The 13,995-nt window shown below is 71.1% G+C and carries 16 protein-coding genes; 11 read left to right on the forward strand and 5 right to left on the reverse strand.

The features are described 5' to 3' along the window. Positions 1–40: 40 nt before the first annotated feature. The 4 genes from H295_RS0121465 to H295_RS0121480 all read left to right on the forward strand — a co-directional run bounded on the left by H295_RS0121465 (position 41) and on the right by H295_RS0121480 (position 3,592). Positions 41–1,198, forward strand: coding sequence for an ArsA family ATPase (locus tag H295_RS0121465; RefSeq protein WP_020137407.1), 1,158 nt, complete (start codon positions 41–43; stop codon positions 1,196–1,198). A 57-nt stretch (positions 1,199–1,255) separates the two neighbouring features. Then, on the forward strand, positions 1,256–1,753 hold the full coding sequence (locus H295_RS0121470) for a DUF5304 domain-containing protein (RefSeq protein ID WP_020137408.1): 498 nt from the start codon (positions 1,256–1,258) through the stop codon (positions 1,751–1,753). A gap of 67 nt (positions 1,754–1,820) precedes the next feature. Next, positions 1,821–2,774 carry an ROK family glucokinase gene (locus H295_RS0121475; protein WP_020137409.1) on the forward strand — a complete coding sequence of 318 codons (954 nt, stop codon included), beginning with the start codon at positions 1,821–1,823 and terminating at the stop codon, positions 2,772–2,774. A 110-nt stretch (positions 2,775–2,884) separates the two neighbouring features. Continuing rightward, positions 2,885–3,592 (forward strand): endonuclease/exonuclease/phosphatase family protein, encoded by a 708-nt coding sequence (locus H295_RS0121480; protein WP_020137410.1) that lies wholly within the window; start codon positions 2,885–2,887, stop codon positions 3,590–3,592. Here H295_RS0121480 and H295_RS0121485 read toward each other — a convergent pair. Both H295_RS0121485 and H295_RS0121490 read right to left on the reverse strand, forming a co-directional pair. Beyond that, positions 3,589–4,191: a hypothetical protein gene (locus tag H295_RS0121485; RefSeq protein ID WP_020137411.1), complete on the reverse strand. Its 603-nt coding sequence runs from the start codon at positions 4,189–4,191 to the stop codon at positions 3,589–3,591. The two genes, H295_RS0121480 and H295_RS0121485, sit on opposite strands and share 4 nt — an antisense overlap. Then, positions 4,184–4,963, reverse strand: a complete 780-nt coding sequence (locus H295_RS0121490) for an alpha/beta hydrolase (protein ID WP_020137412.1) — start codon at positions 4,961–4,963, stop codon at positions 4,184–4,186. Before H295_RS0121490 ends, H295_RS0121485 begins: the two co-directional genes overlap by 8 nt. Positions 4,964–5,107: 144 nt before the next feature. On the opposite strand from H295_RS0121490, the gene H295_RS0121495 reads away from it, so the two are divergent. Genes H295_RS0121495 through H295_RS0121510 form a run of 4 tightly spaced genes read left to right on the forward strand, consistent with a single transcriptional unit; the run spans position 5,108 to position 8,861 of the window. After that, entirely contained in the window at positions 5,108–5,851 is a 744-nt protein-coding gene (locus H295_RS0121495; protein WP_020137413.1) for a lysophospholipid acyltransferase family protein, read from the forward strand. A 39-nt stretch (positions 5,852–5,890) separates the two neighbouring features. Then, positions 5,891–7,108 carry a MacS family sensor histidine kinase gene (macS, locus tag H295_RS0121500; protein WP_028809602.1) on the forward strand — a complete coding sequence of 406 codons (1,218 nt, stop codon included), beginning with the start codon at positions 5,891–5,893 and terminating at the stop codon, positions 7,106–7,108. Continuing rightward, positions 7,105–7,779 carry a response regulator gene (locus H295_RS0121505; protein WP_020137415.1) on the forward strand — a complete coding sequence of 225 codons (675 nt, stop codon included), beginning with the start codon at positions 7,105–7,107 and terminating at the stop codon, positions 7,777–7,779. Before macS ends, H295_RS0121505 begins: the two co-directional genes overlap by 4 nt. Positions 7,780–7,832: 53 nt before the next feature. After that, positions 7,833–8,861 carry a 6-phosphofructokinase gene (locus H295_RS0121510; protein ID WP_020137416.1) on the forward strand — a complete coding sequence of 343 codons (1,029 nt, stop codon included), beginning with the start codon at positions 7,833–7,835 and terminating at the stop codon, positions 8,859–8,861. A gap of 23 nt (positions 8,862–8,884) precedes the next feature. Here the strand turns inward: H295_RS0121510 and H295_RS0121515 are convergent, their stop codons facing one another. After that, positions 8,885–10,741: a phenazine-specific anthranilate synthase component I gene (locus tag H295_RS0121515; protein WP_020137417.1), complete on the reverse strand. Its 1,857-nt coding sequence runs from the start codon at positions 10,739–10,741 to the stop codon at positions 8,885–8,887. Positions 10,742–10,841: 100 nt separating this feature from the next. Then, positions 10,842–10,898, reverse strand: a complete 57-nt coding sequence (locus tag H295_RS48745; RefSeq protein WP_071528813.1) for a trp operon leader peptide — start codon at positions 10,896–10,898, stop codon at positions 10,842–10,844. Between the two features lie 96 nt (positions 10,899–10,994). On the opposite strand from H295_RS48745, the gene H295_RS0121520 reads away from it, so the two are divergent. Beyond that, positions 10,995–12,347 carry a class II 3-deoxy-7-phosphoheptulonate synthase gene (locus H295_RS0121520; protein ID WP_028809603.1) on the forward strand — a complete coding sequence of 451 codons (1,353 nt, stop codon included), beginning with the start codon at positions 10,995–10,997 and terminating at the stop codon, positions 12,345–12,347. Positions 12,348–12,469: 122 nt separating this feature from the next. Beyond that, the gene (locus tag H295_RS0121525; protein WP_020137419.1) at positions 12,470–12,703 is read left to right on the forward strand and encodes a (2Fe-2S)-binding protein; all 234 of its coding nucleotides are present in this window, start codon (positions 12,470–12,472) and stop codon (positions 12,701–12,703) included. Here the strand turns inward: H295_RS0121525 and bfr are convergent. After that, the gene (bfr, locus tag H295_RS0121530; protein ID WP_020137420.1) at positions 12,700–13,179 is read right to left on the reverse strand and encodes a bacterioferritin; all 480 of its coding nucleotides are present in this window, start codon (positions 13,177–13,179) and stop codon (positions 12,700–12,702) included. The genes H295_RS0121525 and bfr overlap by 4 nt on opposite strands. 177 nt (positions 13,180–13,356) lie before the next feature. On the opposite strand from bfr, the gene H295_RS0121535 reads away from it, so the two are divergent. Then, positions 13,357–13,989 carry a sulfite oxidase-like oxidoreductase gene (locus H295_RS0121535; protein ID WP_020137421.1) on the forward strand — a complete coding sequence of 211 codons (633 nt, stop codon included), beginning with the start codon at positions 13,357–13,359 and terminating at the stop codon, positions 13,987–13,989. Positions 13,990–13,995: the final 6 nt, after the last annotated feature.

The raw sequence follows: 13,995 nt of genomic DNA on the forward strand, positions 1-13,995 counted from the left end.
GCAGCCGACTGAACCGCCGAGTCCGTTACGGTTCACCCCTATGCGCACCATCCTGATCACCGGCCCCGGCGGCAGCGGACGCACCACCGTCGCCGCCGCCACCGCGCTCACCGCCGCCCGCGAGGGCACCCGCACCCTCGTGCTGAGTGCCGACCGCACCGACACCCTCGGCACGATCCTCGGCACACCGACCGGCGCGACCCCCGTCCAGGTCTCCGCGCACCTCACCGCGTGGCGCCCCGACGCGACCGCCGGTTTCCGTGACGACCTCGCCGGCTTCCAGGACCGCGCCTCCAACGTGCTCAACCTGCTCGGCGCCTCCCGGCTCGACCCCGAGGAGGTCACCCCGCTGCCCGGCGCCGAGGAACTCACCCTCCTGCGCGCCCTGCGCGACGCGGCGCTCTCCGAGCGGCACGAGCTGCTCGTCGTCGATCTGCCGCCCACCCCGCAGGCCCTCGCCCTCCTCTCCCTCCCCGAGGAACTGCGCCGCTACCTGCGCCGCCTCCTGCCGGCCGAGCGCCAGGCCGCCGCCGGTCTGCGGCCCGTGCTCGGACGCCTCGCCGGGGTCCCCATGCCCTCGGAGTGGCTGTACGAGACCGCCGCCCGCTGGGACACCGAACTCGGCGCGGTCGAGGCCGTCCTCGCCGACCGGCACCGGGTCGTACGCCTGGTCGCCGAGCCCGGCCCCGCGGGCAGCGACGCCGTACGGTCCGCGACCCTCGCCCTCGCACTGCGCGGCCTGCGCCCCGACACCCTGGTCGCCAGCCGGGTCGTACCGGAGGACTGGCACCCCGGCCTGGTCGCCCAGCAGCGCAAGGTTCTGGAGGAGTGGCAGGAGACGTACGACGTCCGGGCCCTCCCGCACCTCGGCCACGACCCGCGCGGCACCGACGACCTCGACGCCCTCCAGGTGCCCGGCGTCAACGCCACGACCTCCACCGTCGAGTGGCCCGTCGCCGACCAGCTCGCCGAGGACGGGGTCCTGGTGTGGCACATCCCGCTGCCCTGCGCCGTACGCGAGGAACTGGACCTGATCCGGCGCGGTGACGAACTCGTCGTCACCGCCGGGCAGTTCCGCCGGATCGTCGCGCTGCCCTCCGTTCTGCGGCGCTGCACGGTGGCCGGCGCCGCCCTGCGCGACGGCGAGCTGCGGATCCGGTTCGCGCCGGACCCGGAGCTGTGGCCCCGCACCCCGTGAACCGCGTACGGCCGTTCGGGTAACGTCGGAGGGACGAACCGTAGTCAGGAGTCCGTCATGAGCGAACAGCTCCCCCCGTCCGACGCCGGGGAACACGAGGCGAACGACGAGGTACGGGCGACCGACGCCGACGCGTGGGCGACGGCGGCCGCTGAGGACCTCGCGGCGGAGAAGGCCCGCCGCCGAACCCAGTACGGTCCGCCCCCGGGCTCGGCGGCCGAGGAACTGCGCAAGCTCGTCGACAACGTCGCCGAGAAGCTGTCCGGCATCCAGTCCCCGCTGCTCGGCGGCATCGCCGGACCCGCCGCCCAGCAGGTGGTCCGGCAGGTCGTCCAGCAGGCCAAGGCCGCGGTCGAACCGGTCATCGAGCGCAACCCGGATGTCTTCGACCACCTCGCGGCCGCGGGCGGGGAACTCCTCGCCGCGTACCGCTCCGCGGTCCAGGCCCAGGAACAGCGCTGGACGGCCCGCGGCACCGGACCGCGCGACCCCGACGGAAACGGCCCCGACCGGGGCGAGGGCACCGGCCCCGGCGAGCGCATCGACTTGGACTGAAACCCTGTGACGGCAGGGCCTCGGGTACGGTTGACCGTAGCGGGGCTCGACCGAAACTGAGGGATTCATGGGACTCACCATCGGCGTCGACATCGGCGGCACGAAGATCGCGGCCGGCGTGGTCGATGAGGAAGGCAACATCCTCTCGACCTACAAGGTGCCGACCCCGGGCACGGCCGAGGGCATCGTGGACGCGATCGCCTCGGCGGTGGAGGGCGCGCGTGCCGGACACGACATCGTGGGCGTGGGCATCGGTGCGGCCGGATACGTCAACCGCCAGCGCTCGGAGGTCTACTTCGCCCCCAACATCCACTGGCGCAACGAGCCGTTGAAGCAGAAGGTCGAGGCTCGCGTCGGCCTTCCGGTCGTCGTGGAGAACGACGCCAACGCGGCCGCCTGGGGCGAGTACAAGTTCGGCGCGGGCAAGGGCCACCGCAACGTCATCTGCATCACCCTCGGCACCGGCCTCGGCGGCGGCATCATCATCGGCAACAAGCTGCGCCGCGGGCACTTCGGCGTGGCCGCCGAGTTCGGCCACATCCGCATGGTCCCGGACGGCCTGATGTGCGGCTGCGGCTCGCAGGGCTGCTGGGAGCAGTACGCGTCGGGGCGGGCGCTGGTGAGGTACGCCAAGCAGCGCGCCAACGCCACCCCGGAGAACGCCGAGATCCTCCTCGGTCTCGGCGACGGCAGCCCCGACGGCATCGAGGGCAAGCACATCTCCATGGCCGCCCGCCAGGGAGACCCGGTCGCCGTCGACTCCTACCGGGAGCTCGCCCGCTGGGCCGGCGCGGGCCTCGCCGACCTCGCCTCCCTCTTCGACCCCTCCGCCTTCATCGTCGGCGGCGGCCTGTCCGACGAGGGCGAACTGGTCCTGGACCCGATCCGCAAGTCCTACAAGCGCTGGCTGGTCGGCGGCAACTGGCGCCCGGTCGCCGACGTGATCGCCGCCCAACTGGGCAACGAGGCGGGCCTGGTGGGCGCGGCGGACCTGGCGAGAGAGCCCGATCCGATCATGTAACGGTGACTGCAGCTTTTTCAGGGGCGCGGGGAACTGCGCGACCAGCCACAGAGGACCGGCAGTCGCGCACAGCCCTCGCGCCCCTCTCCCTTGGGCGTAAATTGATCCACATGGTTCCGGTCAAAGTCCTGAGCTACAACATCCGCTCGATGCGCGACGACACCGACGCCCTCGCCCGTGTCATCAGCGCCTGTGAACCCGACCTCGTCCTGATCCAAGAAGCTCCCCTCTTCTTCCGCTGGCGCAAGAAGCTCGCGCGGCTCGCGTCGGCATCGGGGCTGGTCATCCTCACCGGTGGCGGCACCGCCGCGGGGCCCGCCATCCTCTGCAACCTGCGGGTCACGGTCGAGCGCACGGAGGACGTCCTGCTCCCCCTCACCCCGGGGCTGCACCGCAGGGGCTTCGCCACCGCCGTCGTACGGATCGGCGGCGCCCGCCTCGGCGTGCTGAGCTGTCACCTCTCGCTCCAGAAGGACGAGCGCTACGACCAGGCGGGCGCACTCCTCGACCGCCTCGCCGGCATGGGCGTGGACCACGCGATCGCCGGCGGCGACCTCAACGAGCGCCCCTCGGGACCCGCCTTCAGCCGCCTCGCGGCCAACCTCCAGGACTGCTGGGCGACCAGCCCCACCGGCGGCGAGCACACCTGGACCCACTCGGAGCCCCCGCAGCGCATCGACGCCGTCTTCGCCACCAAGGGCATCGAGGTGCTCGGCTGCGGAGTCCCCACCGGCCTCCCCGGGATCACCGGGACAGACCTGAGGGCGGCCACCGACCACCTCCCGGTCCTGGCCACCCTCAACATTCCCGCGAGCTAGACGACCGCTCCCCGCCCGGGATCGCCGTCGTCCTCGTCGTCCGTCCGCATCCGCGTCACCAGCGTGACGAAGCCGCCCAGGAAGCCGCCGATCCCGACCGTGGCCAGCCACCAGGTCATCTCCCAGCCGAGCAGCACCGCGACCAGCAGCAGGAGCGGGCCGCCCAGCACCCCCAGCCACGCGAACTTCGCGGTGGTGTCGGCGGCGGGCAGCGGCGGCGGCTCCGGCGGGACGAAGTGGCCCTCGTCGTCCTCCTCGAAGTCGTCCTCGGACGGCTCCGGGGCGCTGTAGTCGCGCGGTCCGACACCGGGTGCGAAGGCGACGGAGCCGCCCAGCGGTTTCGCGGGCTTCTCGTCCTTCCGCGGGCCGGGTTCCGTCTTCTCCGTGGTCGTCGGCTCGTCGTTGGTCTCGGTCTCCAGGAGCGCGAGGTCCTCGACCGACTTGAACGGCTTGGTGCCCGGCGGGTCCTTCGGCTCCTCGCCGTACCCCGCGACGATGGCCGCCCACGCGGCCTCCTCGTCGAACGGGACGCCCTGCTCCTCCGGCTCGTGGCCCTCGTGGCCCTCGCGGTCCTCACGGTCGGAGTCGTGCTCAGCCACGGGCGGCCGTCCCTTCACTGCCGATGCCGGTGGTGTGCCGGCCGATGAACGCGAGGCTCTCGTCGAAAATCCGCTCCGCGTCATGGTCCAACGTCGCCACGTGGTAGCTCTGTTCCAGCACGATCTCTGTTACGTCCGTGGACGACACCCGGCTCAGCACGCGCGCGGTGTCGGCCGCCGGCACCACATGGTCCCGGGCGCTGCGCAGCACCAGCAGCGGCTGGGTGACCTGCGGCAGCTCGCCGTCGACCTGCCGGAAGAAGGTCCGCAGGGAGTGCGCCGCGTGCAACGGCACCCTGTCGTACCCGAGCTCGACGCTGCCCTCCTTGGCGATGTCGCTGGCGATCCCGGGCGCGGTGCGCACGAAGTGCCGGGCCACCGGAAGGGCGTACGGCGCGAGGCCGTGCATCCGGTTCGCCGGGTTGACGACCACGACTCCGCTGACCGCGTCCCCGTGCCGGGCGGCGAGCCTGAGGGCCAGGGTGCCGCCCATGGAGAGCCCGGCCACGAAGACGGAGGTGCAGCGCTCGCTCAGGGCGCGCAGCTCGCGGTCCACCTCCGCGTACCAGTCCTGCCAGCCGGTGAGTGCCATGTCCTGCCAGCGGGTGCCGTGCCCGGGCAGCAGGGGCAGGGAGACCGTCAGATCACGGTCGGCGAGGTGCTGGGCCCAGGGACGCAGCGACTGGGGGGAACCGGTGAAGCCGTGGCAGAGAAGGACACCGGCCTCCCCGCCCTCATGGCGGAACGGCTCGGCTCCGGGGAGGACCGGCACCTGGGTCTCCTGTTCATGAAAGAAGTGTGAGCAAGTCCGGGTGTGGTTCACCGTACGCGACCGCACTGACACCGACCAGGGCCGTCGGACTCTTTGACAGCGCTCCGGGTTAAGGTCTGAACGACGGACACAGGAGGCACTCGGTTGTTGTACGGCACGATGAAGGTCGCCATCGGCGGGCCGCTGAAGGTCGCCTTCAGGCCCTGGGTGGAAGGCCTGGAGAACATTCCCGCCGAGGGTGCCGCCATCCTGGCGAGCAACCACCTGTCCTTCTCCGACTCCTTCTTCCTCCCGGCGGTCCTCGACCGCAAGGTCACCTTCATCGCGAAGGCCGAGTACTTCACCACGCCCGGGGTGAAGGGCCGCCTCACGGCCGCCTTCTTCAAGGGCGTCGGCCAGCTCCCGGTGGACCGCTCCGGCGCGCGCGGCGCCGGTGAGGCGGCGATCAGGAGCGGCCTCGACGTCCTGGAGCGCGGTGAGCTGTTCGGCATCTACCCCGAGGGCACCCGCTCGCCCGACGGCCGCCTGTACCGCGGCAAGCCCGGCGGTCTCGCGCGCGTGGCGCTCGCCAGCGGCGCCCCGGTCATCCCCGTCGCGATGATCGACACCGAGAAGATCCAGCCGCCCGGCAAGGTGATGCCCAAGCTGATGCGCCCGGGCATCCGGATCGGCGAGCCCCTGGACTTCAGCCGCTACCAGGGCATGGAGCACGACCGCTTCGTGCTGCGCGCGGTGACCGACGAGGTCATGTACGAGATCATGAAGCTCTCCGGCCAGGAGTACGTCGACATCTACGCGACGGCGGCCAAGCGGCAGATCTCGGAGGCCGCGAAGGCGGAGAAGGCCGCCAAGGCCGAGAAGGACAAGCCCGGCGCGTCCGCGTCCTAGGATCCTGGGACACGGCAGTCCGGGCCGGGGGTGGGGGAGATGGCCAAACAGGTACGCGTCATGCGCATGTCCGTCGAGCAGCCGCTGTGGCGTGCCCTGACCGGATACCGCGTGCTCACCATGCTGTACGCGGTCGGGCTCTTCGCCAGCCAGTACGACGACTTCGACCGGCCCGGCATCGCCATCGCCTACTACGTCGTCCTGTGCGTCTGGACGCTCGCCACCCTGCCCCGCGTCCAGAACGCGGCCGCGTGCACCAAGCGCTTCCTCGCCGTCGACCTCGCGATCGCACTCTCCGGCATCGTCCTGACCCCGCTGGTCGTCAACCAGCACCACATCGACAGCGGCGGGCCCACCCTGCCGTCGATATGGACCGCCGGTTCCGTCCTGGCCTTTGCCATCAAGGGCGGCTGGCGCTGGGCCGCCCTCGCCTCCACGCCGGTCGCCGCCGCCAACCTGGTCGAGCGCGGCCAGCCGGCCCGCGACACCGTCCACAACGTGATCCTCGTCTGGGTCGCCTCCATCGCCATCGGCTACGTCGTCGAGGTCGCCCGCGCCTCCGAGCGCACCCTCGCCCGCGCCCTGGAGATCGAGGCGGCGACCCGCGAGCGTGAGCGCCTGGCCCGCGACATCCACGACAGCGTGCTCCAGGTGCTGGCCATGGTGCAGCGCCGGGGCGCGGTCCTCGGCGGTGAGGCGGCCGAGCTGGGCCGGATGGCCGGCGAGCAGGAGGTCGCACTGCGCACGCTGGTCTCCGGCGGCCTGGCGACCGTGTCCCGGGTGTCCTCGGACGCGGCCCAGGGGGCGGTCGTCCACGTGGTGGAGGACGAGGCGGACGACGACGGCCCCCTCGACCTGCGCGCGCTGCTCGCCCCCTACGCCTCGGCGAAGGTCTCCCTCGTCGAGCCCGGCGCCCCCGTCCCGCTGCCCCCGCCCGCCGCCCGCGAGCTGGCCGCGGCCGTCGGGGCCGCCCTGGACAACGTGCACCGGCACGCCGGCGAGCACGCACGCGCGTGGATCCTCGTCGAGGACGAGCCCGACGAGGTGATCGTGACGGTGCGCGACGACGGCCCCGGCATCCCCGAGGGCAGGCTCGCCCAGGCCGAGGGCGAGGGACGGCTCGGGGTGGCCCTGTCGATCCGGGGCCGGCTGCGCGACCTCGGCGGCAGCGCCGAGCTGATCTCTCCTCCGGGGCAGGGCACGGAGGTCGAGCTGAAGGTACCGAAGGTCTCACGGGGGAAGGCAGGACAGCGATGAACGACAAGGACCCGATCAAGGTGATGGTGGTCGACGACCACCCCATGTGGCGCGACGCGGTCGCCCGGGACCTGGCCGAGTCCGGCTTCGACGTGGTCGCCACCGCGGGCGACGGCGACCAGGCCGTACGCCGGGCCAAGGCGGCGGACCCAGACGTCCTGGTCCTGGACCTGAACCTGCCGGTCAAGCCCGGCGTCCAGGTCTGCAAGGAACTCGTCGCCCACAACCCTGCCCTGCGCGTCCTCGTGCTGTCCGCCAGCGGCGAGCACGCAGACGTCCTGGAGGCCGTGAAGTCCGGAGCGACCGGCTATCTGCTGAAGTCGGCCTCCACCGAGGAACTCCTCGACGCGGTCCGCCGTACGGCCGTCGGCGACCCCGTCTTCACGCCCGGCCTAGCCGGCCTGGTCCTCGGCGAGTACCGCCGCCTGGCCACCGACCCCGCGCCCGGCAACGATCCCGACCAGCCCAAGGCTCCGCAGCTCACCGAGCGCGAGACCGAGGTGCTGCGCCTGGTCGCCAAGGGCCTGAGCTACAAGCAGATCGCCGAACGCCTGGTGATCTCGCACCGCACGGTCCAGAACCACGTCCAGAACACCCTCGGCAAGCTGCAACTCCACAACAGGGTCGAGCTCGTCCGGTACGCCATCGAACGAGGCCTCGACGACGAGTGAGACGCGCGTCACACTGACCCTTCGTCGGACACCTACGGCGAAGGGAACCGTCCATGCGCGTCGGAGTACTGACCGGAGGCGGCGACTGCCCCGGCCTCAACGCCGTCATCCGGGCCGTCGTCCGCAAGGGCGTACAGGAGTACGGCTATGACTTCACCGGCTTCCGGGACGGCTGGCGGGGTCCACTGGAGGACGCCGCCGTCCCCCTCGACATCCCGGCCGTGCGCGGCATCCTGCCCCGCGGCGGCACCATCCTCGGCTCCTCCCGCACCAACCCGCTCAAGCAGGAGGACGGCATCCGCCGGATCCAGGAGAACCTGGCCGCGCGGGACGTCGAGGCGCTCATCGCGATCGGCGGCGAGGACACCCTGGGCGTCGCGGCCGAGCTCTCCGACCGGCACGGCGTGCCCTGTGTCGGCGTACCGAAGACCATCGACAACGACCTCTCCGCCACCGACTACACCTTCGGCTTCGACACCGCGGTCGGCATCGCCACCGAGGCCATCGACCGGCTGCACACCACCGCCGAGTCCCACATGCGGGTCCTGGTCTGCGAGGTGATGGGCCGTCACGCGGGCTGGATCGCCCTGCACTCCGGGCTCGCGGGCGGCGCCAACGTCATCCTCATCCCCGAACAGCGCTTCGACGTCGAGCAGGTGTGCGCCTGGATCACCTCCCGCTTCAGGGCGTCGTACGCCCCGATCGTGGTCGTCGCCGAGGGCGCCATGCCGAAGGACGGCGACATGGTCCTCAAGGACCAGTCGCTCGACTCCTTCGGCCATGTGCGCCTGTCCGGGGTCGGCGAGTGGCTGGCCAAGCAGATCGAGAAGCGCACCGGCAAGGAGGCCCGCACCACCGTGCTCGGGCACATCCAGCGCGGTGGCACCCCGAGCGCCTTCGACCGCTGGCTCGCCACCCGCTTCGGCCTGCACGCCATCGAGGCCGTCCACGACGGCGACTTCGGCAAGATGGTCGCCCTGCGCGGCACGGACATCGTCCGCGTCCCCATCGGCGAGGCCACGGCCCAGCTCAAGACGGTCGATCCCAAGCTGTACGAGGAGGTGGGGGTGTTCTTCGGCTGACGCCCGCACAGCCGTGCTGACGCCTACACGGCCGTGCGGCGCAGCTGCCCCACCAACTCCCGTACGACGGCGGCACCGTTCAGGGTCAGGACCGACTCGGGGTGGAACTGGACGCCCGCGAAGCCGGGGCCGCGCAACGCGTGCACCTCTCCGTTGCCGTCCCGGCTCACCTCGATGCCGTGCGCGGCCAGCTCCTCGGCGGTGTCGTCGTCGCAGCGCGCCACGAAGCTGTTGTAGAAGCCGACGGTCTCCGGCCGCCCGAAGAGATCGACCGTGGTCTGGGCGCCCTGGTAGGGCACCTCCTTGCGGACGATCTCCAGGCCCAGCTCCGCCGCGAGCAGCTCGTGGCCCAGGCAGACGCCGAGCACGCCGTGCCGGTGGTCCCGGACGACCTCGGCGGTCAGCTCGCGCAGGAACCGCATCTTGGGGTCGGTGAGGTCGGACGGGTCACCCGGACCCGGCCCGAGCACCACCGGCCCCTCGTGCGCGAGCACGGCCTCCCTGAGCCCCGGCTCGTCGTAGCGCCGGACGGTCACCTCCAGGTCGCCCGAGCGCAGCACGTGCGCGAGCATCGACGTGAAGGTGTCCTCGCCGTCGACCACGAAGGCGTGCCCCTCCAGGTCGTACGACAGCTCCTGCATCCGCAGCCAGAACGGCGCGAGGTGGGCCCGGCGCCCGTCGAGCGCGGCACGCACGCGTGGGTCGTCGGAGAGGCTCACGCGCGCGTGCTCCCCGCGCGGCCGGGACGGCCGTACCCCAAGGGCCGCCAGCACCCCCGCGGCCTTCGCGTGGGTCTCCGCGACCTCGCTCACCGGGTCCGAGCCGCGCACCAGGGTGGCGCCCACCGGGACCCGCAGCCGGCCGTCGGCGGCGATGTCCGCGGTGCGGATCAGGATGGGGGAGTCGAGGGTCTGAGCGCCCCCGGAGTCCCGGCCGAGCAGGGCCAGCGCACCGGCGTAGTAGCCGCGCCCGCCCACCTCGTGCCGCTCGATGACCCGGCAGGCGTTCTGCACCGGCGAGCCCGTGACGGTCGCCGCGAACATGGTCTCCTTCAGCACCTCCCGGACGTCCAGCGAGGACTTCCCGCGCAGTTCGAACTCGGTGTGCGCGAGGTGGGCCATCTCCTTGAGCCGGGGCCCGATCACGACCCCGCCCATGTCGCCGACCGTGCACATCATCTTGAGCTCCTCGTCGACGACCATCGACAGCTCCTCGATCTCCTTGCCGTCGGCGAGGAAGTCGAGCAGGTGCTCGGGGGTGGGGCCCTCGGCGGGATAGCGGTACGTGCCGCTGATCGGGTTCATCACGACGGTCCCGCCGGACATCCGCACGTGCACCTCGGGGCTCGCGCCGACGAGCGTGCGCTCACCGGTGTGGACGACGAAGGTCCAGTACGCGCCCCGCTCGCCTTCGAGGAGCCGCCGGAACAGGGCGAGGGCGTCGGCGCGGGAGAATCCCGGGATCCCGCCCTCGTAGGTCCGCCGGATCACGAAGTTGGCGCCCTCCCCGCGCCCGATCTCCTCGCGCAGGACACGCCCGACGATCTCGGCGTATTCCTCGTCGGCCACGTCGAAGCCGCCGTTCTCGACCCGGACGTCGTGGGACGGGAGCCGGTCCAGCACCTCGGCGAGCGGGAGGCGGTGCGTCTCCTCGGGGACCAGCACCGACAACGGCGTCCCGTCGTCCCGCACGTCGAACCCGCGCTCGCGGATCTGGCGGAAGGGGACGAGCGCCAGGCCTTCGTCAGGGAGGTCGGCGAGGCGGTCGTAGGTGCTGACCGGCCCGAGGAACACCTCGACGGTGTTCTCGTCATGGCCCGGTGTGCGGCGGCGCAGCAGGGCGAAGGGGCGGTCGTCGTGCAGGAGCTGGGTCAGGTCCATGGTTCCTCTGCCGTCTGGTCTCGATCGCGGTGAGGAACGACCCCGGAAACGCCGAAGGCCGCCCCTCGGGCGGCCTTCGCGAAGTCTTGCGTACGCGCAGTCAGTGGGCCGCCGGATGAGCGGTCCACCACCAGTTCTGGGTCGAATGCGCGAACATGTGCGGCACCCTACCCCATGTCCGGGGAGTGTTTCCGGTGTCTCACTTGATGGGCATGGCGCTGGAGCCATGACACGACCCCGTAATGTTGAGGACGTGACAGTGAACGCTAAGACCAGCGCGAGTGCTGGCAACACCTGGCGAGACCTGCCCGCGGCGCAGCAGCCCGAGTACCCCGACACCGAGGCTCTGCGCGCAGTGATCGCGGACCTCGAGTCGTATCCGCCGCTCGTCTTCGCGGGCGAGTGCGACCAGCTGCGCGCCCGGATGGCGGCGGTCGCCAAGGGAGAGGCGTTCCTCCTCCAGGGCGGCGACTGCGCCGAGGCCTTCGACGCGGTCTCCGCCGACCACATCCGCAACAAGCTCAAGACGCTGCTCCAGATGGGCGCCGTGCTGACGTACGCCGCCTCGGTGCCGGTCGTCAAGGTGGGCCGCATCGCCGGCCAGTACTCCAAGCCGCGCTCCAAGGGCACCGAGACCCGTGACGGCGTGACCCTGCCGACCTACCGCGGCGACTCGGTCAACGGCTTCGAGTTCAACGAGAAGGCCCGGATCCCGGACCCCGAGCGGCTGAAGCGGATGTACAACGCCTCCGCCTCCACGCTCAACCTGGTGCGCGCCTTCACCACCGGCGGTTACGCCGACCTGCGCCAGGTGCACGCCTGGAACCAGGACTTCGTGAAGTCGTCCCCCTCCGGCCAGCGCTACGAGCAGCTCGCCCGGGAGATCGACCAGGCGCTGAACTTCATGCGGGCCTGCGGGACCGACCCGGAGGAGTTCAAGACCGTCGAGTTCTACTCCTCGCACGAGGCGCTGCTCCTCGACTACGAGTCGGCGCTCACCCGCGTGGACTCGCGCTCCGGGCACCTGTACGACGTCTCGGCGCACATGGTGTGGATCGGTGAGCGCACCCGGCAGCTGGACGGCGCGCACATCGAGTTCGCGTCGAAGATCCGCAACCCGATCGGGATCAAGCTCGGCCCGACGACCACGGCCGAGGACGCGCTCCAGTACATCGAGCGCCTCGACCCGGACCGGGAGCCCGGCCGGCTGACCTTCATCGTGCGCATGGGCGCCGACAAGGTCCGCGACAAGCTGCCCGAGCTGGTCGAGAAGGTCACCGCGTCCGGTGCCACCGTCGCCTGGGTCACCGACCCGATGCACGGCAACACCTTCGAGGCGGCCTCCGGCCACAAGACCCGCCGCTTCGACGACGTGCTCGACGAGGTCAAGGGCTTCTTCGAGGTCCACAAGGGCCTCGGCACCCACCCGGGCGGCATCCACGTCGAGCTCACCGGTGACGATGTCACCGAGTGCGTGGGCGGCGGCGACGAGATCTTCGTCGACGACCTGCACCAGCGCTACGAGACGGCCTGCGACCCCCGGCTGAACCGCAGCCAGTCGCTCGACCTGGCCTTCCTCGTCGCGGAGATGTACCGGGACCAGTGAGTCCCTGAGACGGCTGTGGGGCGCGGATCACATACGATCCGCGCCCCACACCACTTTTGTCGCCACCCGGCGCCGGGTAAGGTTAGGTTAGCCTTATCGATCTCGGCGGGAGGTGAATCCGCGTGTACGTGTGCAGCTGCTTCGGTGTAACCGAGACGCAGGTCAAGAAGCACGCGGAGGACGGCGCCTGCACGCCGCGCCAGATTGCCTCCGCCTGCAAGGCGGGCACCGACTGCGGTTCCTGCGTACGGCGCATCCAGGCGATCCTCGGCCGGGGCGCGTACCCGCGTCCTGCCGCCGCCGACGCCGCCACGCCGGTCCTGGCCGAGCTCGAAGCGCTCGAAGAGGCCGCCTAGCTCTCCGGCTGCTCGATCAGCTGCGCGATGTAGAGCGCCTCGCCGAGCTTCTCCAGCAGTTCCAGCTGTGTGTCGAGGTAGTCGATGTGGTGCTCCTCGTCCGCGAGGATCGACTCGAAGATGTTCGCGGACGTGATGTCGCCCTTCGCGCGCATCACCTCGATCCCGCGCCTGAGGCGGTCGATCGCCTCGACCTCCACCTGCCGGTCGGCCTCGAACATCTCCTTGACGGTCTGGCCCACGCGGACGTGGAACAGCCGCTGGTAGTTCGGCAGTCCCTCCAGGAAGAGGATGCGGTCGGTCAGCACCTCGGCGTGCTTCATCTCGTCGAACGACTCGTGCCGCGTGTACTTCGCGAGCTTCGTCCAGCCGAAGTTCTCCTGCATCTTCGCGTGCAGGAAGTACTGGTTGATCGCGGTGAGCTCGGCCGTGAGCTGCTCGTTGAGGAATTCGATGACCTCGGGGTCGCCCTGCATCGCAGAGGCTCCTTCCGCCGTGGGGAACTGGCCAGGTTGGGCCGCATCCTTGCACCGGCGAAGAAGATCGTCCAGTAAGTCTCCACTTAGTTAGTAAGGGCATGCTTAGTCCATTTTGGGCTGTTCTGAGGGGTGGCTGGTCAGGTGCATCCCCTCGGGTCTGTCAGGATGGAAGGCATGGGTCAGCCGGAGGAGCGCGAGGGTGGAGCAGCGGCACACTCCGAGCTTCCGCCGGGACAGCGGCTCCAGCGCGGCTGGCCGGTCACGCACTACGGCCCGGTCCCCAAGTTCCGGCCCGAGCGCTGGGAGTTCCGGGTCTTCGGCGCCACCGCGGACGGCGAGAAGCAGTGCTGGAACCACGAGGAGTTCACGGCGCTGCCGTACACCAGTGTCGTGGGCGACCTGCACTGCGTGACGAAGTTCAGCATGCTCGGCTCCGAGTGGGGCGGCATTCCCGCCCGGACCATCCTGGAACTCGCCCCGCCCGCGCCCGCCGTCACCCATGTGATGGTCTGGGCCGAGTACGGCTTCAGCTCCAACCTCCGCCTGGCCGACTTCGCGTCCGAGCGCACGATCTTCGCCACCCACAAGGACGGCGAGCCGCTCACCGCCGAGCACGGCTTCCCGCTCCGCCTGGTCGTCCCCCAGCTGTACGCCTGGAAGGGGCCCAAGTGGGTCCGTGGCGTGGAGTACATGACCGCCGACCGCCGCGGCTTCTGGGAGGAGCGCGGCTATCACAACGTCGGCGACCCCTGGAAGGAACAGCGGTACTCCTACCAGGAGGAGCCGGGGGACGGCCCCGAGCTGTGAGGTCCA

This window comes from Streptomyces sp. 351MFTsu5.1, assembly GCF_000383655.1.
In the GTDB taxonomy this organism is placed as follows: domain Bacteria; phylum Actinomycetota; class Actinomycetes; order Streptomycetales; family Streptomycetaceae; genus Streptomyces; species Streptomyces griseorubiginosus.